16 protein-coding genes are annotated in these 19974 nt (G+C 46.7%); all 16 read left to right on the forward strand.

Annotation, left to right across the window (positions count from 1 at the left end):
• The first annotated feature begins 158 nt into the window (after positions 1–158).
• The 16 genes from DFR30_RS06710 to DFR30_RS06785 all read left to right on the forward strand — a co-directional run bounded on the left by DFR30_RS06710 (position 159) and on the right by DFR30_RS06785 (position 19968).
• A complete protein-coding gene (locus DFR30_RS06710) occupies positions 159–1073 on the forward strand; it encodes a class I SAM-dependent methyltransferase (RefSeq protein WP_165869118.1) in 915 nt (304 codons plus the stop codon).
• The gene (locus DFR30_RS06715; protein WP_132971927.1) at positions 1070–1585 is read left to right on the forward strand and encodes an acyltransferase; all 516 of its coding nucleotides are present in this window, start codon (positions 1070–1072) and stop codon (positions 1583–1585) included. Before DFR30_RS06710 ends, DFR30_RS06715 begins: the two co-directional genes overlap by 4 nt.
• Positions 1586–1643: 58 nt before the next feature.
• Positions 1644–3089 (forward strand): polysaccharide biosynthesis protein, encoded by a 1446-nt coding sequence (locus DFR30_RS06720; RefSeq protein WP_132971928.1) that lies wholly within the window; start codon positions 1644–1646, stop codon positions 3087–3089.
• Positions 3090–3123: 34 nt separating this feature from the next.
• A complete protein-coding gene (locus DFR30_RS06725; RefSeq protein ID WP_132971929.1) occupies positions 3124–3993 on the forward strand; it encodes a class I SAM-dependent methyltransferase in 870 nt (289 codons plus the stop codon).
• Between the two features lie 36 nt (positions 3994–4029).
• Positions 4030–4821 (forward strand): glycosyltransferase family 2 protein, encoded by a 792-nt coding sequence (locus DFR30_RS06730; protein WP_132971930.1) that lies wholly within the window; start codon positions 4030–4032, stop codon positions 4819–4821.
• The gene (locus tag DFR30_RS06735; protein WP_132971931.1) at positions 4811–6157 is read left to right on the forward strand and encodes a hypothetical protein; all 1347 of its coding nucleotides are present in this window, start codon (positions 4811–4813) and stop codon (positions 6155–6157) included. Before DFR30_RS06730 ends, DFR30_RS06735 begins: the two co-directional genes overlap by 11 nt.
• Positions 6154–7245 carry a glycosyltransferase family 4 protein gene (locus DFR30_RS06740; RefSeq protein WP_132971932.1) on the forward strand — a complete coding sequence of 364 codons (1092 nt, stop codon included), beginning with the start codon at positions 6154–6156 and terminating at the stop codon, positions 7243–7245. Before DFR30_RS06735 ends, DFR30_RS06740 begins: the two co-directional genes overlap by 4 nt.
• Positions 7245–7946, forward strand: a complete 702-nt coding sequence (locus DFR30_RS06745) for a nucleoside/nucleotide kinase family protein (protein WP_132971933.1) — start codon at positions 7245–7247, stop codon at positions 7944–7946. Before DFR30_RS06740 ends, DFR30_RS06745 begins: the two co-directional genes overlap by 1 nt.
• Before the next feature lie 5 nt (positions 7947–7951).
• Positions 7952–9394: a hypothetical protein gene (locus tag DFR30_RS06750; RefSeq protein WP_132971934.1), complete on the forward strand. Its 1443-nt coding sequence runs from the start codon at positions 7952–7954 to the stop codon at positions 9392–9394.
• Between the two features lie 85 nt (positions 9395–9479).
• Entirely contained in the window at positions 9480–10610 is a 1131-nt protein-coding gene (locus DFR30_RS06755) for a glycosyltransferase family 4 protein (protein WP_132971935.1), read from the forward strand.
• A gap of 18 nt (positions 10611–10628) precedes the next feature.
• On the forward strand, positions 10629–11672 hold the full coding sequence (locus tag DFR30_RS06760; RefSeq protein WP_207891832.1) for an NAD-dependent epimerase/dehydratase family protein: 1044 nt from the start codon (positions 10629–10631) through the stop codon (positions 11670–11672).
• Between the two features lie 7 nt (positions 11673–11679).
• A complete protein-coding gene (locus DFR30_RS06765; RefSeq protein ID WP_132971936.1) occupies positions 11680–12252 on the forward strand; it encodes a sugar transferase in 573 nt (190 codons plus the stop codon).
• 149 nt (positions 12253–12401) lie between these two features.
• Positions 12402–14306, forward strand: a complete 1905-nt coding sequence (locus DFR30_RS06770; RefSeq protein WP_132971937.1) for a polysaccharide biosynthesis protein — start codon at positions 12402–12404, stop codon at positions 14304–14306.
• A 21-nt stretch (positions 14307–14327) separates the two neighbouring features.
• Entirely contained in the window at positions 14328–15245 is a 918-nt protein-coding gene (galU, locus tag DFR30_RS06775; protein WP_132971938.1) for a UTP--glucose-1-phosphate uridylyltransferase GalU, read from the forward strand.
• Positions 15246–15325: 80 nt separating this feature from the next.
• Positions 15326–17437 (forward strand): YjbH domain-containing protein, encoded by a 2112-nt coding sequence (locus tag DFR30_RS06780; RefSeq protein WP_165869119.1) that lies wholly within the window; start codon positions 15326–15328, stop codon positions 17435–17437.
• Positions 17438–17460: 23 nt separating this feature from the next.
• Positions 17461–19968, forward strand: a complete 2508-nt coding sequence (locus DFR30_RS06785) for an SLBB domain-containing protein (RefSeq protein WP_165869120.1) — start codon at positions 17461–17463, stop codon at positions 19966–19968.
• Positions 19969–19974: the final 6 nt, after the last annotated feature.

The raw sequence follows: 19974 nt of genomic DNA on the forward strand, positions 1-19974 counted from the left end.
AGCGGTAAATTCAAGAACAATGGCCCGCGTTGTCCCGGAAACCGGTACCTGACAGGTCATGAAGCAGGGTTCTGGAATTTCCTGTGCAGTAATGTCTTGTTGAGTATTTGAGAGATATTATTTTGGCAGACTGTACGTGCCCGTCATGTGGATCAGGTTTGATTAAGCGTGTTGGGAAGTTGCCCGCAAGCAATCGATTTGCCGGAAATATTCAACCCGGAAAACTGGATACAGGCGCTCTCTACCATTGCTCCAAATGTAGTCTCAAGTTTCGTTATCCTCGGCCTGAAAAAGAAGAACTGGAAAGACTTTATCGTTCAGGCTCTGATACAAATTGGAGCGACGCCAAAGAAAACAGGAAGGACTGGAAAGTCGTTTCTGAAATAATTCAGAAAAATTGTCGAAAAGGAAAAGTGCTTGATGTTGGTTGTTTTGATGGAGGGTTTCTCCTTTCGCTTGATGGAGAGTATGAGTTATTCGGGATAGAAGTTAATGATGGCGCGGTTGCGAGAGCGCGTTCACGTGGCATCAGGATTGTCAGGCAGGATTACGATGGACTTGGGGAAGTTGTCGAAAAGTTCGATGTCATCGTCGCAATAGATGTGATTGAGCATGTTATTGATCCAAAGACTTTTCTGAGTAATCTTTTGTCTATGCTGGCACCTGATGGATTAGTGGTATTAAGTACCGGTAATGCAGATTCAGCCTCATGGAAATTTATGGGGAGCAGGTATTGGTATTGTGCAAACCCGGAGCATATCTCTTTCATCAGTCCGGCGTGGTGTGAGAAGACATGTAGTAAAATGGGCGCTGTAGTAGGTGAATATGCTTGTTTCTCTTACAGGTCGAAAGGGCTCACATACAGAATATTGGATTTGTTAAAAAACACAACTTATAAATATTCCCCCTGGATATTTGCTGCATCAAGAATATTGGGTCTGGGTAAGCGTGGAGTATATGGTGATGTGTCGCTCGCATATTACCCACCAACCTGGCTGTCAGCAAAGGACCATTTCGCTGTTGAAATCCTAAAAGATAAAAGCAGGCTGAAAAGTAAACGTGATGCCGTATGAATAATATTCTGGAAAATAGCCTTATATCATTGTTTCGTCTTGTGTGGCGGTTTGAGAACATATCTTTGGTGAGACGTGCATTTATTTATTTGAGATGGATAAAGTGGGGTGCTCGACTTGGCTCAATCGGTAAGAAGTCCAAGATATGTCCTTATGTTGTAATCCGCGCACCAAAAAATGTTTTTATCGGTAGTGGTGTGGTAATTGCCGAGTTTGTGCATGTCTGGGGTGGGGGTGGTGTGATAATAGGTGATAACGTAATCATAGCATCTCATGTAGCAATTACATCCCAGACTCATGATATTCTCTCAAATAATTATCGGGATAGCGCGGTTATGAGCAATGTCACAATCGAAAGCAATGTATGGATTGGTAGTGGTGTTACTGTGTTGCCCGGAGTGCGAATAGGAAGGAATAGTATAGTTGGTGCGGGCGCAGTTGTGACAAGAGATGTACCTGAAAATGTAGTTGTTGCAGGTATACCAGCGAAGATTTTGCGAAAACTGAACTGATTTTATCGTGTCTTTCTTTGATAACAGCTTCTGGGGTGCGGTATCAGCTGTGCTCCGAATGTCTCTGTCTGTATTCACAACCATATTGGCAATTCGACTGCTTGGCGATGAAGGCTATGGGTATGTAGTTTTGATAAGCACAGTGACCATGCTCTGGGTTATGCTTAATAATGGTTTTTATACTGTCCTGGTCAGACGAATAATATTCATCTGTGCCGATGACATTTCAGCGTTGCGCGAGATGATACTACTTGGGCTGGTTTATACTGGTCTTTCAGCGTTAATCTTTCTGTTTATTGCTTTGACATCAGAAAATGAACTGATGGAGAAAGTGATACTGGGTTCCAGCAGCAATAAAACATCAGGCGAACTGTCTATAGCCTTCAAGTATGCATTAACGCTTATAGTTGCCCGGTTGTTTGTTTTGTATTCTCTGGCATTGTTTGAAGGTGTGGGAAGATTTTCCACTGCCGCAAAAATACAGCTGACTTCTCCCGTGATCCTGTTGTTGGGACTATTGATTATGCCGCAATTACTTGAGGGCGGTCTTACAGTAAAAATGTACTTCCAGATATTCCTGGCATCCCTGGTATGTGAATTGCTGGTGTCGACTACTATGCTGCTTATTAGTGAGTGGCCTGCAGATACCGGAAAAACTAGTGTTTCAAGAATGGTGGGTCGGTTACCAGAACTTATTGGTGAATCAATCAGGCTTCAGTTGTCGAATATATTTTCGATGTTTGTTGACCCCTTAAACAAGCTTGTAATTAACCATTTCATAGGCGTTTCACAGGTTACTTCATATGAGCTTGTATCAAAAATAATTATCGCGGTTAGAGGGGTCTTTTCTGCCGCATTCAGAGCATTTCTCCAGCTTGCACCAGATAAAACGCTTGCTTCGGTTCAATACAAGAAGGTTATTATTTATATATTCTTGCCATCCATAATTCTTCACATGGTTGTGTTTTTACTGTTTTTATATGGAATAAACAGCGGTGCGCTGGGGGTTTCCCACCAATCTGTCCAGTTAATGTTGGTTATGCTGATCCCGAGTATTGCGATTGTTCTTGTTGCGCCCCTCTATTCACTTCTGATTGGCGCCGGAGACTATAAATATATACTTGTTCTGCACGCGCGTCTTGCAGTTCTTAACTCGATTGTTTCGGTTTTGTTGGTGCCGTTGATCGGAATTATTGGCGCCGGGATAGGTGTCTCTGTCGCCACGATTTATAATGGTTTTTCAGTTTATAGGCGATTTGAGATGAAATACGGGAAATTGGGTGGTGTTTTTAATCTTGTGAAGCGGAGCGATAACAACGCCGTTGTCGTGTTCACTATATTTATTATTACCTGGCTTGCTCTTTTGCTGATACCACCGGAGGATTCATATTTGTACTTCTGCATTGCAAGTCTGGGGGTCTTACTGTTGTTTTGGAGGCTATGGAGAGAGCCGTTAACATCCGGCGTGTTGAGGAAGATAAATATACTGGGTTCAAAACTATGACATACAACATTTATGATTATTTGGTATCGGGCTGATGAGGCTGGGTATCCTAAAGGAAAAACTGGTACGAAATTTCTGTCTTAAAACATGGAAGTTATGGGAGTACCTGGGCGTTCATCTTGTGCCTAACCACTTTTATTGGCCAATAGGTGATACCAGGAAACTGGAAGAGTTCGACTTCGATAAAAAATTTCCTATGGATGGAGTTAATATCGATCTTGAATTGAGCCGAGAAATAGTTGAAAGAATAGGTTCCTATAGAGATGAATATGAGCCTATTCATGTAAATTGTGGATATGCGTCAAATGGAGATGGTTCGATACTGTATGGAATGATTCGTGATCTAAAGCCACGGAAAGTTATTGAAGTGGGTTCTGGATATTCTACGACTATCATAGAACACGCAATGAAGAAAAATAATTGCGGTAAAATCGTATCTATAGAACCCTACCCAAAACCCGTTCTTCGGGACATAGTCAGCACAAGTGCAAATGTCGAGCTTATAGAAAGTAAAGTCGAGAATGTAGATCAAAAGATATTCCAGGATCTGGGTGAAGGAGATGTGCTGTTTATCGATTCATCGCATGTTGTGGATATTGGTAATGACGTTCACTACCTGTATTTACATCTTCTGCCTAAAATTCCCGTCGGTACAATTATCCATATTCATGATATCAGATACCCTTATGAGTACCCCAGAGAGTGGGTTCTGGGGGCCAAAAAGTTCTGGGCTGAGCAATATTTACTGCATATGTTTCTGGCTTTTAATGATAGTTTTGAAGTGCTTTTCGCTTCGAATTATTATTTTCAGAACCACAAGGAGGATCTTGTAAGTGCATGCGTTGGTCTGGATATAAACTCAGATGGTTGGCCCGGTTCATTTTGGTTAAGGCGATGCAAGTAAAATGCCAGTAGTACTATATCTCGGGTGCTTTACAATATGAATATGCCTCTGGTTACCATAATCACCGTGACTAAGAATTCAGAGTCGTATTTGGAAGAGACCATTGAAAGTGTTATTACGCAATCATACCCTAATATTGAGTATCTGATTATTGATGGAAAATCTGATGATGGAACAGTCGATATCATAAAAAAATATGAGAAACACATTGCATACTGGTGCAGTGAGCCTGACGGGAGTATGTATCACGCTATAAACAAAGGCATACAACGTTCGAATGGCGATATCATCGCTGTTCTGAATTCCGATGACCGTTATTACAGCAATGAAGCAGTAGAGACAGCTGTAGATCTGTTAAGAAAAGGAGATGCTGTTGGTGTATACGGCAATATGCTGGTTGATTATGGGAAGAAGTTGCGTACCAGGCGAGTTTTTGATGTCAGCTTTGAAAGCTACCTCATGTCGATGAAGGGTACTTTTGTTCCGCATATCACTTTGTTTGTAAAGCGAAGTGTGATTAATGAGCTGAATGGTTATCAGGAAAAATACCGCTATGCGGCAGATTATGATTTCATTCTAAGGGTACTGAAAAATTACAGGCTTCAGTTTATACCTGTGACACTTGCTGTTTTCCGAAGACATGCTTCGAGTATTACCGCATCGGGAAAGATAGCCCCTGAAAGAGATCTGGTGCTGCAGGACAACGGGTTGTACGAGTATTCAATATTTCGACGAAAGTTTACCTATTTCTGGGGCTGGGTCAAATATTATGCTCTTAATTCTTTAGGGCTTGTTAAAGATGTTTTGAGGGGCGAGCGTGCCGTTTAATGCGGATCTGGCAGAGAAGTTATTCAGGCGCTCAGGTGTAATCCTGATACAGCTTTATCTCGTATTCCTTGGATGGACCGATGCCTTTTCTGTAAGCTCATGGTTCCCCTTGCATGTGGTTCTGCTGACGATGGCGTCAATATTGTTTCTCCCATATATGCCGATTTTTCTCTCCGGTAAGAAATTATTATTCCCTGCTTCAGATTTGATGCTGGTATTCGCGTTACTTCTCTACTTCGGTGCTGCAATTACCAATTGGAACGACAAGACACTGAACTATATTGCCGCGTATGGGTATACATTTATAATCGGTTACTGGGGCCTTAAAATACTCATGTCGAGCCTGGTTACCAGAGAGCAGATTCTTAATGCAAATCTGGCCGGAATACTACTGGTATCTCTATATGCAGTTCTGGAAGTATCAATTGAGAGTATTAGTGGTGTAGATATTCAGAGTTATATTCCCAGACATCGGGAAACGACGGCTACCTTTTTGCATGGAATGATACCTCGCGCCTACGGTATGGCGACCGAGCCAACAATACTTGTTATGTATATAAATACACTGGGCCCCTTGGCGTGGTGGCATATAGCCCGTATCTGCCCATATAAAAGAAGTGTAGTCATATTTGTAAGGGGCGCAATATTCCTGGCGTGGATAGCAACATTCTCTGTTGGCGGTTATGTATTTATGCTACTGGCAATATCCATTGCATTTATAGCGCATTTTATAATATCCCAGATCAGGGATATACGTAATGCATCGAATGTTTCTCGGTTTAAAGACAAGCGATACGCATTTAAAGCGGGTGTCAGTAAAAATACATTAGTATTCCTTCTTGCGATTATAGCGCTGCTGTCGTTGTCACAGATAAGTGTGGTGAAGGACTATGCGTTTCTTGCCGCGCAGGCAATAACATCGAAAGCATCTTTAAGCGACAAAAATCCTTCAGCCAGTATAAGGAAGCATCAGTGGTCTCGATCTGTTGAAACCATTATTAATACAAATGGAATGCCTGTTGGTCCCGGCAGCACTTCGTCAGCAGGTTCATCCAGTTCACTTAACTGGTACCTTTTTGTCGCACTGGAAGGTGGTGTATATTCCGCAATCGCATTTATTCTCTTCCTGGTATCCAACGGTTTTCTCATCATGATTTCTGATATTGAGGCGAAATACTACATATTGGTCGGATTTATAGCATCAGTGTTACATCTAACAATAGTTTCTACTTTCTACCACCCATTCCTGTGGGTTCTTATTGCGATATTCCATGTATTTAGAATGAATTCTGCGAATCAGAAAAGATTAATCTACACGGCTGGTAACTCAGGATGAAGATTCTGGCTGTATTTAACGGAGTATCCGAGACAAATATACCGTTTGAAAACTTTATGATGGTTTCCGATTTGGAGATTGATAAAGCCGTTTGCACTTTTAACGGCGTTATAATGAGCAGTGCATTGGGTGAACAAACGATTACAACGACAGAAGCACAAGCAGCAAACAAACCGGGAAATAAATTATCTGGACTTTTCGTTATCGCTAAATCAACGCTTGAATACCGTCCAGACATTATTCATGTACATCATGCATTATCAGGTTTTGTGGCATCGATTGTCGGCAAGGTGTTTCTCAGGAGCAAATTGATTGTAACTATTCATACTGATTATCGACATCTTTATTGGCTTCATAAAGCATTTATCTGGCTGAATATGCGTATGGCGGATTATGTTGTTTGTAATTCTGCCAGTACAAAACAGTCAATAAAGAATGCAGTGCCGTCACAATACTGGCATAAAAATGTCACTGTAATTTACAATGGTGTTGACGCTTCAAGGATAATGTCCAGAACGGAGTGTTCTGATGGTATAACAGGGTCGCAACCCGTGAGAATGTTAATTATTGGTCGCTTGGTCAGCGCTAAGGGCCACGATGTTCTCCTGAAATCAATCAGTTTGTTGAAGGAGGGAGGGCTTGATGTATTCGTGGATATTATTGGTGACGGAATACTTAAGAACAGCCTCATGGATCTTGTTCGGGTTTACAAAATTGATTACAACGTAAGGTTCCTCGGACTGTTGGGACGGGATGATGTTTACGCTAGGCTGGCAGGTGCAGATTGTCTGATTGTTTCCTCGCGTTGGGAGGGGTTTTGTAATGCTATGGTTGAGGCAATGTTTTCTGGTGTGCCAGTCATTGCTTCAAATCTTGATGTGCTTGTTGAAGTTCTCGGAAAAGAGAATGGATTGTTTTTTGAGTCTGGTAATGCAGATAGTCTGGCTGATAAAATCAGGTACATGACTAATAACTATAAGATCATCCTTGAAAGGGCCAGGCAAGCAAAGCAAAGGGCATTCGATTTGTATGAGTTAGAAAAGAGTTCGAGTGCCTACGCAAAAGTATATCGGAATGTTTCTAGTTGATGGGTGAAATCATAGAAATTACGGGCATACCCGGTGTTGGTAAAACAACCTTGGTGAATGAACTTTCAGGACTGTGTGGTGAGAACTGCTGTATTTATAATGACGCTATGATTCTGCCCTGGTCTGATAGCCTGTATTCATCAGAATTATTAACCAGGTTTGTTTGTGACGCCTTGCTTGTGTTTTATGGTTTTCGTAGTGGCTGGATGGGTCTTGCTCTCATGAAATATACGGGACGTGTCCTTTTTAACAGGAAAATGTCAATATGGTTCAAGCTCAGAGTTTTTGGAAATATTGTAAGGAAGTTAGGCAGAATACAGTATTGCAAGGAAAATCTTGGCAATTTGCGTGTTTTTATTGACGAAGGCCTGGGACATGTACCCTTCAACCTTCAGGACTATCATGAGAACGCTGATATTACGTGCATAAGTGAATATTATAAATATGCCAAAAAGTTTACTGCGGATAGCAGGCTTATAGTGCTGGACGATGAAGGTGTTGATGTATTCGAAAGATTGCTTGATAGAGGGCACGCCAGGACATACAACAGGTCAGTCGAATGGGCTAAAAAGTTTAATCTGATTAACAAGGAAGTTATAACGGCTATTAAACGTGAAGCAATATGTGCATTCAAGGACGTTCGAGTGATAAAAATCAACGATAATACTGCAAGTTATATTGCACAGGAAGCTGTCGGGTAAGTCGTATGTCGGGTATTTCAGAACATGGTTTGCATCTGTTTAAAGAGCTCGATAGAAATAACATTAGATACTGTCATTGGAAGAACAACCAAACAGTAGAAGAAGGACTTCGGGGTGAAGATGATCTGGACATCCTGGTCGCACGGGATGATGCGCAGTCGTTCTTTCAGGTATTGCTGGCGTTTGGTTTTCATGAAGCCGAAAATCGATATATGAAGGTTCCTTTCGTTTACCATTACTATGGGCTTGATGAACATACCGGGGTAATTCTCCATATACATGTCTACTTAAAACTGTATACGGGTGAGAGCCACACGAAAAACTTCCATTTCCCATTTGAAAAACAGTTGCTCGAAAGCAGCAATCAAAGAATATCCGGCTGTCCGGTTCCTTCATGGGAGTGGCAGTTGTTTATATACCTGGTCAGGTATTATCTGAAAATATCATGTGTCATAGGTTTTATCCTGCTGTATTCACGCCAGTCTGAGTTCAAGCGTGAATATAAACGGATAATTGATGAGCTGGATGAAGTGGCCTGGGATGCTCTTGTTAGTAACATGCGTGCTCCATTCAGCGTTCAAACGATTGAATCATTACGTATGGCCTTTAACGAAAAAGGACCAAATATCAGGAGTGTTCTGCTGGGGATCAGTCTGAGGTGGAGATTGTTTGCCTGGCGAAGGAGAGGAGTGTTCAGGGATATGTCCTCCCGTTACTCGCAGATTCTCTATAGAGTCATCAATAAATATTTACTACATCAAAAAAAGAGGTTGGTCAGGGGCGGGGCAGTGATTGCCATTACCGGGTTTGATGGAACAGGAAAAACAACCACATGCAGCGAGCTAGAGCATTGGTTTGGTAAGCAGTTCGATGTAAGGCTGGACCACTTCGGTCGCCCAAAAGCAAAACTGATTACATTGCCTTTACGTATTATGATTGGAATGTACAGGTCATGGAAAAGGAAAAAGCACTTTACCAGCCCTGTCAGTAAGAAGGATGGAGTTATAGCTGCAATTCGATATTGTTCACTGGCCTTTGAAAGATATTCGGTTCTTCGTCGTTCAGCCATGCTTAGAGACAAAGGATACGTCGTTATTCTGGATCGTTATCCCTCATTGACAACAGGCGGGATGGATAGTCCACAGCTAAAAAGTACGGTGGAGACCGGATATATATACCGGTTCTTTGAGAGACTGGAGGGGTGGCTATACTCATCAATGCCCCAGGCAGATCTATTGCTTGTACTCGAAGTTCCTGTAGAAACAGCATTGCTCAGGAATCAGAAAAGGATTAAAAAATTCAAGGAGTCAGACGATGAATTATTGGCAAGACATGTTGATAATCAGGGTCTGGAATATGAAGCTAACGTAATCAAAACTATAGATGTGACGTCTTCGTTAGACGAAACTATGAAAGTGATCAAGTCTTCGGTCTGGTCTGCCCTGTAGAGGCTCACCGTAATATGCATCACCTGGTCATTTTATATATTTTGGGTAAAACTCCCGCATTTCATTTCGCGCGCATCATTCTGACATGAAAAAACTATTGCTTGTTGTAACGGAAGACAAGTGGGTGCTAACTCATCGCATGCCATTAATAAGAGCGGCTATAGATCATGGTTTCAGTGTCTCTGTTGTTACCCGAATTACACAGTACAAGGAAGATATCGAAAAGCATGGGGTGGAAGTAATCCCTGTCTCGGTAACAAGAGGAGGTGTCAACCCATTCGATGAAATCAGAGCGATAGTTGAGCTTTCCTCGATCTATAAACGTATAAAACCTGATCTTGTTCATCATATTGGAATTAAGAATATCCTCTATGGGAGTATAGCTGCTCGTATATTAAAAGTGCCTGGTATCGTAAATGCATTTGCCGGGCTTGGTTACATTTACTCATCGGAGCATTGGAAAGCCAGATCGATCCGTCCTTTTCTGAATATGGTCCTGAGACTTCTCCATCGCGGATGCAAGATACGCGTCATTTTCCAGAATCCCGATGATCTAAATCTTATGTTGAATCTGGGTGTGGTAAGTTCTTCACAGGCAGTCCTCATACGAAGCTCAGGCGTGGACCTTGAAAGGTTCAGTCAGACATTAGAACCTCGTAACAATATGACTGCTGTTATGGCTGGCCGGTTGTTATGGGATAAAGGTGTGGGAGTATTTGCCGAGGCGGGAAAACTATTAAACAACAGGAATGTCAACGTACGGCTCCAACTTGTAGGAGAACCCGACAGCCAAAATCCATCTTCTGTGAACCAGAAACAGCTGGAGCAATGGCAGGCAGATGGTTATCTCGTATGGTCGGGCCATTCTGAGGATATGCCTGGTATATGGGCTAATTCCAATATTGGTGTATTGCCATCATTCTATGGAGAGGGTGTGCCTAAAACCCTGTTAGAGGCCGGCGCATCCGGGCGACCTTTGATCGCAACAGATTCTCCTGGTTGCAGGGAAATTGTCAGGCATGACTTTAATGGAGTACTGATTCCGGAAAGAGACCCGGTTGCACTTGCAGATGCAATTGAGCGACTCGTAAATGATCCTGAATTACGCAAAAGAATGGGAGATAACAGTCGAAAAATCGTGGAAGATGAATTTTCTGACAAACTGGTGGCATCCCAAACAATGGAGCTATATCGGGAGATTCTCTGTGATGCCTGAGTATCCGGGATTGTCACTGTGCGCTGGGATCGCTTGTCCCTCTACTCCTGTGACTGGCAAATTCACCTCTCCTCTCATTACATGAACAATCAGCGAATTCTCGTTACCGGCTCGAATGGTTTTATTGGTAGTGCGTTGTCTGATGAATTGTGTAAACGCAACTATAAAGTGCGTAACGCAGTACGTGATGATTGCGCCAATAGTCACTTGTCAGGTGAACTGGTATATATTCATGACATAAATTCAGTCACAGACTGGGGTAGTGTGCTCAACGATGTGGATATTGTTGTCCATCTAATAGGGCGTGCACATATAATGGATGAAACATCTAATGATCCGCTGGAGGAATTTCGTACTGTTAATGTTGGCGCAACAGAGTCTATTGCACGCGCAGCCGCAGATAATGGTGTCAAAAGGTTTTTATATCTCAGTTCCATAGGTGTTTTAGGTAGTAGATCAGGCGAAAGCCCACTGACAGAGCAATCTCATTTTGCACCGCATAGCCCCTATGCAGTTTCCAAGTACGAGGCTGAGCAGGCACTACACCGTGTCACAAGCGAGACGGGTCTTGAAACGGTAATTCTACGACCGCCACTGGTTTACGGTCCGGGCAATCCCGGTAACTTTCTTCGGTTGCTGCGCTTTGTCGCGAAAGGTATTCCACTCCCATTTTCCTCAATTAACAATATCAGGAGCATGATTTATATAGACAATCTTGTGGACGCTATTATAGCCTGTATGTTTCACCCCAAAGCCGCAGGCCAAACATATCTGGTAAGTGATTCTGATAATGTTTCCACACCTCAGATGATACGCGAGCTTGCTGAATTGATGGGGCGAGCGCCACGCTTGTGGAGGCTGCCGCCAGCAATTCTGCGCTTATCGGGGAAAATTTCTGGCAAGTCATCCGAATTCGAGAGCCTGATAGGTGATTTGGCTGTTGACAACAGGAAGATCTGTGAGCAACTAGACTGGACTCCTCCATTCACCAGATATGAAGGATTTTCTGAGACTGTGAAGTGGTTTCTCGAATCAAACCATATCGATTCTTCCCTGATATAAATCACGTATGCGATATCCAGGAAAAAGAGTTTTTGATCTTGCTCTGGCAATATTTTCACTATTTTTTGCCATTCTACCAATGTTGATGATTGCTGTGCTTGTAAAAGCCACTTCTGCAGGCCCGGTCATTTATTGGTCTAAACGCGTGGGGCGGAATAACAGGCATTTCAAGATGCCCAAGTTTCGTACCATGCAGGTTGGCACTCCTGTACTTGCAACACACTTGATAAGCAATCCGGAAAACCATGTAACCACAATAGGTAAGTTTCTTCGTCGTACCAGTCTGGATGAGTTACCACAACTTTGGTCCATTCTTGTTGGAGACATGAGTTTTGTTGGACCGAGACCGGCGTTATTCAATCAGGATGATTTAATAGCATTACGGACAAGCAAGGGCATTGATCAATTAGTGCCAGGTTTGACCGGATGGGCACAGATCAATGGCCGAGATGATCTGCCAATCCCCGAGAAAGTCATGCTTGATGCCGAATACCTTGCCAGGTTTTCGTTCAGACTTGATCTTAAGATACTGTTTCTGACTTTCTTTAACGTTATGCGCCGAAAGAATATTTCCCACTGAACAGTTAGATAACCGTCTGTCCAGAAGAAAATTCCCGTCTGCTTTTATACTGCCTGGTCGGTATTCCATGAAACAGGCAGAGTGAAGGTCTATTTAATCGAGATTTAAAGTATAATCGTACCAGCGGTGTGTTTTAACAAGACCAGGGCATGATAAAGAAGATAGACAATAAGCTGTTGGCGATTACCCATGATCTGGCAATGATTCCTGTTGCCTGGATAGGGGCGTATTGGCTCAGATTTAATCTGGGTTCGATACCTGAGACGTACCTGTCAGCAGCCTTTACCAGTTTGATTGTCGTGGTTCTCGTTCAAGGTATAGCGTTCAGATATTTTGGCCTGTATAGAGGCGTTTGGCGATTTGCTTCAATTCCTGACCTTATACGTATAAGCAAAGCGGTCCTGGTTGGAATGGCGTTTTCCGCAATAGTCATTTTTCTGATGACACGGATGGAAGGTGTACCAAGATCAGTTTTCCCTCTTTATGGCCTTTTATTGACGACACTACTTGGCAGTTCCCGCCTACTTGTGCGTTGGTCGAAGGACCATCATATATACAGGAAGGATGGCCAGCGCGTACTAATTGTCGGGGCAGGAAAGGCAGGTGAAATGCTTGTTCGTGATTTGTTACGAAGCCGTGATGAACTTTACTATGTGGTAGGTTTTGTCGATGACAGCATCAGAAAGCATGGCCAGGAGATTCATGGTGTACGCGTACTTGGGGCATGCGACGAAATTACAGATTTCACTGAACGTTTGAATATTGATCTGATTGTCCTTGCATTGCCTTCAGCAACTTCTGCGCAGATGCGTCGTCTGGTCAGGTTGTGTGACAAAACAGAGATTCCAGTCAGAACGTTGCCACCCATGGATCGCCTGATGTCCGGCCAGGTGATTCTCAATCAGCTGCGTGAAGTATCTATAGATGACTTGCTGGGCCGCGAACCCGTCAGACTTGACTGGCAAGCTATCAAGTCGGAACTACGTGGCAGGATAGTGCTGGTGTCTGGTTCAGGTGGTTCCATTGGGTCAGAACTTTGTCGTCAAATCGCCCGCCTGGAACCGTCCCGGTTAATTCTGCTGGATAACAGCGAATTCAATCTCTACTCCATTGAAATGGAAATGCAGAAACATTTTCCCGGCCTGGAAATAAACCGCTGCCTGAACGATGTCGTTGACCGGCCTGCCATTGAAAAGATTTTTGAGCAATTTCAGCCTGAAATCGTTTTTCATGCCGCCGCGTACAAACATGTTCCTATGCTGGAAGATCAAATCAGGGAAGCCGCCAGGAACAATGTGCTGGGTACCCGGGTGATGGCAGAAATGGCCGACCTCTACGGTAGTGAAGCCTTCGTGATGATTTCCACTGACAAGGCCGTCAATCCCGCCAATGTCATGGGTACCAGCAAGCGGGCCGCGGAAATTTTTTGTCAGAACCTGAATCAGCGTTCTCGAACCCGTTTTGTCACTGTGCGATTTGGCAATGTCCTGGGGTCTGCCGGAAGCGTAGTTCCACTGTTTAAACAACAGATTGAGGCAGGTGGTCCGGTTACGGTGACTCATAGAGAAATAACTCGATATTTCATGACGATACCGGAAGCATGTCAACTGATACTTCAAGCCAGTATTATGGGCGCAGGCGGAGAAATATTTGTCCTGGATATGGGGGAGTCTGTCAAAATAACGTTCCTGGCAGAGCAAATGATTCGTTTGTCGGGTAAAGTTCCGGGTGAAGACATCGACATAATCTATACAGGTCTGCGTCCAGGTGAAAAATTATACGAAGAACTGTTTCATGAAAAAGAGGCGTTGCAAAGCACGCCGCATGACAAGATTCTTCTGGCGCGCTACCGTGAATTTGACTGGCAGTGTTTAAGCGGGATATTGGATGGAATGGCAATCGCCTGTAATGATTGCAATGAAGATACATTAAGAAGTCTACTGGCCGAATTGGTGCCAGAGTGGAGCGGTTACGATGCCGGGGAGTCCCAGCCTGTTGATCTGGCCAAAGGGGATGCTTCCTCACCAGGGCCTGAATCGCCGATATTGCACTAATAATATGCAAGGTAAACGATTATGAGCAACAACAAGATAAGAAAAGCCGTCTTCCCCGTGGCGGGTCTGGGGACCCGCTTCCTTCCCGCCACCAAGGCCAATCCCAAGGAAATGTTGACCATCGTCGACAAGCCGTTGATCCAGTACGCGGCCGAAGAGGCCATTGCGGCGGGGATCGAGGAACTGATCTTTGTGACCAGTAGCAGCAAGCGGGCCATTGAAGACCATTTTGACAAGAATTTCGAGATGGAAACCGAACTGGAACGCAAGGGTAAAACAAAGCTGCTCGAAATGGTGCGCAATGTTGTGCCTAAAGGCATTTCCTGTATTTATGTACGTCAGCCTGAGGCACTGGGGCTTGGCCATGCCGTGTTATGCGCAAGATCTGTGGTCGGTAACGAGCCGTTTGCCGTCATTCTGGCGGATGATCTGATCGATGGTGGTGATAACCCCTGCATGGCTCAGATGGCGAAAACCTTTGAATACAACCGTTGCAGTGTGCTGGGTGTTGAGCAGGTGCCGAAAGAAGAAACCGAGAAATACGGTATCGTCCAGTCTGACGAGGTCACTAAAGGACTTGGCCGTGTCAGCAGCATTATCGAGAAACCCAGTCCGGAAGATGCCCCGACCAATCTTGCTGTGGTTGGCCGTTACATCCTGACTCCACGAATCTTTAATCTTCTGGAGACTATACCGAAGGGTGCGGGTGGTGAAATCCAGTTGACCGATGCCATTGCTCAATTGCTCAAGGAAGAACAGGTGCTGGCCTACGAGTTCGAGGGCGAGCGCTTTGATTGCGGCAGCAAGCAGGGTTATTTGCAGGCGACGGTAGAATATGCCTTGAAGCACCCGGATTTGAGCGAGGAGTTCCGCGATTACCTCAGGAAGCGATGCGGTGGAGACGGCTGCGATATAGAGCCTCTGTTCAAACGCGCCTGATACCACAAGGCTCCCGTTTTACGCTGAACGCGCCCGTATGGGCGTGTTCTTGTTTGTTACACACACAAAAAACACATCCAATGTCCCGTAACTGGCTGAATGTTCCGCTGTACCTGATGCTGGCGGTTATTGCCGTTTTCGCTTGCCCGGTTTCTGCCGAGCCCAGCACGACTGGCCAGACAGGTTTGATTAACATGCCGGACGCGCGTTTCGAAGAGGAGGGCACGTTTCGCCTGGGAACCAGCTACTTTCGACCCTATCTGCCGATCTGGAGCAGTATATCCTTGCTGCCGCGGCTTGAGCTGTCCGCTCGCTACACCGTCATCAGAGGGTTGTCGACCAGCCTGGGACAGGGGTTTGGTGACTACAAGGACAGGGCTTTCGATACCAAGTTACTGCTCTGGAAAGAGAACAAGTGGTTGCCTGATTTCGCGCTGGGCAGTCAGGACTTTACCGGCACCGGTGTATTCCGGGCCCGGTATGCGGTGGCGTCCAAACGTGTGGGTAATTCCGATTATACGCTGGGCTATGGTGACGACCGTATCGATGGCGTATTTGGCGGCGTCCGCCACCGGTTCGACTGGAACAAAAACCTTTCTGTCGTCGTCGAATATGACGCCAATGATTATCGGAACGATCTTCGTGCATCGGAATCAGGGGTTGACCGACGTGACGGCGGTTGGACGTATGGTGTGGAATACAGGAAGGATTGGTACGGCGTACAGCTTGCCACAGATGGAGATGATGTCGGTGGCAATGTCTATGTGACAGTGCCGCTCATGAAGCCGAGGTTTGTACCAAGGTTTCAGGAGCCGGCACCCTATCCCGTCAGCCAACCCGATGTAACCATTGATCAGTGGCACGCCGACACTGATGCCGCCGCCAGGCTGGCGCGGGAGCTTTATCGCCAGGAATATAAAAATATCCGTCTTGGATTTGATGGCCATACGCTGGTTGCGAGTTTGACCAATACACGTATATCCCGTATCGGCAGGGCTGTCGGCCGTGCTGCGCGTGTGATGTTGTCACTGGGTCCGATCGAGACACAGGCGCTGGAAATCACCTATACCAGAAACGATATGCCGTTGTTGACCTACCGGTTCAGTGATACAAGCAAACTGCGGCGCTATTTCCAGGGGCTCTTGTCACGTGACCAACTGGATCGCTACCTGGAGATAACTTATACAGATCCTTCATTCAATACTCGATTGACAGCAAATGAAATCGACATTCCTGCAGCGGTTATCGATGACCTTGACCTGAATGACGATGTGCAACGCTCTGACGAAGGTCATGTACTCAGCTACCGTTTTGAAAGCCGGGACCTGAGTGGTTTTCAGTTCGTGCCCTTCAATGCAGGTGTTATTTTTAACGACCGTAACGGTGTGGCGCGTTTCAACCTGTTTGCAAGTGCCAACTATACCCAGCAGCTCAGGCACGGTCTTTTCCTTGAAACGGGCGCAGAGCTCATCTGGTATGAAGATGTCAGCGAATCTTCACGCGGTTCCAACAACAGTACGCTGCCGCATGTGCGTTCTGATATCGCGCGCTACCTGCAAAGTAGTCGTCTCAAGCTGACCCGCCTGCTGGTGAACCAGTACTTCCAGCCACGAAGGCAGGTGTACGCCCGCCTGAGTGCAGGTATCTATGAAATGATGTTCGCCGGTGCCGGCGGGCAGGTGTTGTACCTGCCGCAGCGGGGTAACTGGGCGGCAGACCTGTCGGTTGACTGGCTGCGCCAGCGTGACCCGGACGGGGGCTTTGCTTTTCGTGACTACAGTACGGTCACTGCACTGGGGGCGCTGCATTACCGCTTCCCGGTGTGGGGCGTGACGGCTACGGCCCGTGCGGGCCGCTTCCTGGCCAAAGACAAGGGTGTACGCTTTGAGCTGAAGCGGCGTTTCCGCTCGGGGGTTACCTTTGGCGCCTGGTACACGCGTACCGATGGCAACGACATCACAAACCCGGGTAGTCCGGGTTCACCCTATTTCGACAAGGGCATCTTTATGTCGATCCCGCTTGACCCTCTGTTGACCCGCGATACCCGGGCGCGCAGTGAATTCTCACTGGCGCCCTGGGCGCGGGACGTTGGACAAATGGTGGTTTCGCCCGGTGATCTGTACACTATAACGGAACGCGCCCTCCTGCTGGATGCGCCAGATGAAGACACCGCAAGCCAGTTGGGCCAGTGATTGACCAGATAGCGATAATGTCCATGACAAAACATCAAAAATCCGCCTTCCTGGCCCGCCTGACAGGTTTTATCCTGATGTTCGGTCTTGCGATGGTTGCTGCCGCACAAACGCTCACGGCGGAACAGGTGCAGCGCTTTGAGCAACTTACGCCCGCACAGCAGGCTCGTGTGATGGAAGTCATCGGGCAGGACATACCCAAACAGGTGGATGAACCTGCACTCGAACAGCCGCAACTGGTTCTGCCCCTGCCGGTTGAGCCCGGGCACGCTCCGGAAGAAGAGGATGAAAACGCCGTCACGGAAAGTGCTGAGACCGAAGCCGACAAATCCCGGGAGCCGCTCAAGCCGTTTGGCTATGACCTGTTCACCGGTGTCCCCACGACCTTTGCGCCGGCGACGGATATTCCCATTGATGTTGACTATGTGCTGGGCCCCGGCGACACGGTAAAAATCCAGCTGTTCGGCAAGGAGCATGCCGAGTACAGCCTGGTCGTGTCCCGTGAAGGGCGGTTGCACTTTCCCAAACTTGGCCCCATCCCGGTGGCCGGTTTGACGTTCCGCGAGATGCAGGATGTCGTCAAGACGCAGATAGAAAAACAGATGATTGGCGAGAAGGCCGTTATCACCCTCGGCGCCTTGCGCTCGATCCGTGTTTTCATTCTCGGTGATGTCAATCAGCCCGGTTCCTATACCGTCAGCGCACTGTCGACCATGACCAATGCGTTATTCGTGAGTGGCGGTGTCAGTGAAGTGGGTTCCTTACGCAAGATCCAGCTGAAACGTCGAGGCAAGGTCGTCGCGCACCTGGACCTGTATGACCTGTTGCTACAGGGCGATACCGGTAATGATGTCCGCCTGCAACCGGGCGATGTCATTTTTGTGCCGCCCCTTGGGCAAACTGTCGGAGTGGCGGGCGAAGTAAGGCGTCCAGCGATCTATGAGCTCAAGCATGAACGCAATCTTCAGCAGTTGCTGGAACTGTCCGGTGGTCTGCTGCCCACCGCATACCCGCAGGCCTCGCAAATCGAGCGGATCAATTCCCGTGGCGAACGTACGCTGGTCGATGTGGATCTCAGTGACAAATCAGTGCTGTCGACCCGTATACAGTCCGGCGACACACTGCATGTCTTTTCCATTCTGGAAAAGATGGAAAATATTGTTGTACTGTCAGGACATGTCCACCGGCCGGGCGGTTACCAGTGGCGTAAGGGTATGCGCCTCTCGGATCTGATTCACTCCATCCGGGATGATTTGCTGCCACGGCCCGATCTTGATTATGCCCTGGTGCGGCGCGAGTTGATGCCGGACCAGCGCATTGAGGTTTTTTCCGTTCACCTGGGACAGGCGTTGCAACACCCGCAGTCACAGGACAATGTTGTACTCCAGTCGCGTGATGAAGTGATTGTGTTTGGTGCCAGCGAAGATCGCCGTGAGATTGTCGACCCCCTGGTTGAACAGCTCAGGTTGCAGGCCAGCTTTCGCCAGCCCGCACGTACCGTGCATATCGGAGGTGTTGTACGCCACCCGGGGGACTATCCGCTTGAAACTGGGATGAAGGTCAGCGATCTGATACGCGCCGGTGGTGGACTGTCAGAAGCCGCCTATGCCCTGGGCGCAGAGTTGACCCGTTACGCCGTTGTCGACGGCAGCTACCGTGAAATTGCCCACGTGAATGTTGATCTTGCATCCATACTGAAGAATGAAGGCGATGCGGATATTGATTTGCTACCCCACGACGTTCTCAATATAAAACGCTTGCCGGAATGGGCCACGGCCGAGACGGTAGAAATTCATGGTGAGGTGCGTTTCCCGGGAATTTATCCTATCGCGCGTGGTGAACAGCTCAGTAAAGTACTGCAACGTGCAGGTGGAGTTACCGACATGGCGTTTCCGCAGGGGGCGGTTTTTCTCAGGGAAGAACTGCGCAAGCGCGAGAAACAGCGTATCGATGAAATGAGCCGCAGGCTGGAATCTGACCTTGCCTCGGTGTCGCTCAAGCTGGCGCAGGAAAAGGGTGGTAATGCCGGCTCACTGGACATAATTCGCGAGCTTGGAGATCAGTTGCGCTCTGTTCGACCCATTGGTCGTCTTGTCATCAACCTGCCAAAGCTGATCGAGGAAACCCGGCAAGGTCGTCGCAGTGACTATGATGTGACACTTGCCGACGGTGACAAGCTTTATGTTCCGCCAGTCACGCAGGAAGTCACCGTGACAGGTGAGGTTTTTTATCCCACTTCACACTTGTATGCTAAAGGACTGGATCGTGATCGCTATATCAATATGAGCGGTGGTGCCACCGGCAAGGCAGATACCAGCCGCACTTATGTGATCCGTGCTGATGGCAGTGTTGAAACCGGCGGTAACTGGTACCAGGATTTCAATGGCGGTGGTGTAAAGCCGGGGGATACAATCGTCGTACCACTGGATGTCGAGCGTGTGCGTCCAATTACCTTGTGGACCAATGTCAGCCAGATTATTTACCAGTTGGCGATAACCGCTGCCAGCGCCAACGCGATTGGAGTATTCTAGGATCCG

Source organism: Thiogranum longum (assembly GCF_004339085.1).
Lineage (GTDB): Bacteria > Pseudomonadota > Gammaproteobacteria > DSM-19610 > DSM-19610 > Thiogranum > Thiogranum longum.

What these genes read in the sequence shown, in the direction of transcription:
- DFR30_RS06715 (WP_132971927.1), top strand. Translation starts at nt 1,070, where the DNA reads ATGAATAATATTCTGGAAAATAGCCTTATATCATTGTTTCGTCTTGTG.
- DFR30_RS06720 (WP_132971928.1), top strand. Translation starts at nt 1,644, where the DNA reads ATGTCTCTGTCTGTATTCACAACCATATTGGCAATTCGACTGCTTGGC.
- DFR30_RS06725 (WP_132971929.1), top strand. Translation starts at nt 3,124, where the DNA reads ATGAGGCTGGGTATCCTAAAGGAAAAACTGGTACGAAATTTCTGTCTT.
- DFR30_RS06730 (WP_132971930.1), top strand. Translation starts at nt 4,030, where the DNA reads ATGAATATGCCTCTGGTTACCATAATCACCGTGACTAAGAATTCAGAG.
- DFR30_RS06740 (WP_132971932.1), top strand. Translation starts at nt 6,154, where the DNA reads ATGAAGATTCTGGCTGTATTTAACGGAGTATCCGAGACAAATATACCG.
- DFR30_RS06745 (WP_132971933.1), top strand. Translation starts at nt 7,245, where the DNA reads ATGGGTGAAATCATAGAAATTACGGGCATACCCGGTGTTGGTAAAACA.
- DFR30_RS06750 (WP_132971934.1), top strand. Translation starts at nt 7,952, where the DNA reads ATGTCGGGTATTTCAGAACATGGTTTGCATCTGTTTAAAGAGCTCGAT.
- DFR30_RS06755 (WP_132971935.1), top strand. Translation starts at nt 9,480, where the DNA reads ATGAAAAAACTATTGCTTGTTGTAACGGAAGACAAGTGGGTGCTAACT.
- DFR30_RS06765 (WP_132971936.1), top strand. Translation starts at nt 11,680, where the DNA reads ATGCGATATCCAGGAAAAAGAGTTTTTGATCTTGCTCTGGCAATATTT.
- DFR30_RS06770 (WP_132971937.1), top strand. Translation starts at nt 12,402, where the DNA reads ATGATAAAGAAGATAGACAATAAGCTGTTGGCGATTACCCATGATCTG.
- galU (WP_132971938.1), top strand. Translation starts at nt 14,328, where the DNA reads ATGAGCAACAACAAGATAAGAAAAGCCGTCTTCCCCGTGGCGGGTCTG.
- DFR30_RS06780 (WP_165869119.1), top strand. Translation starts at nt 15,326, where the DNA reads ATGTCCCGTAACTGGCTGAATGTTCCGCTGTACCTGATGCTGGCGGTT.
- DFR30_RS06785 (WP_165869120.1), top strand. Translation starts at nt 17,461, where the DNA reads ATGACAAAACATCAAAAATCCGCCTTCCTGGCCCGCCTGACAGGTTTT.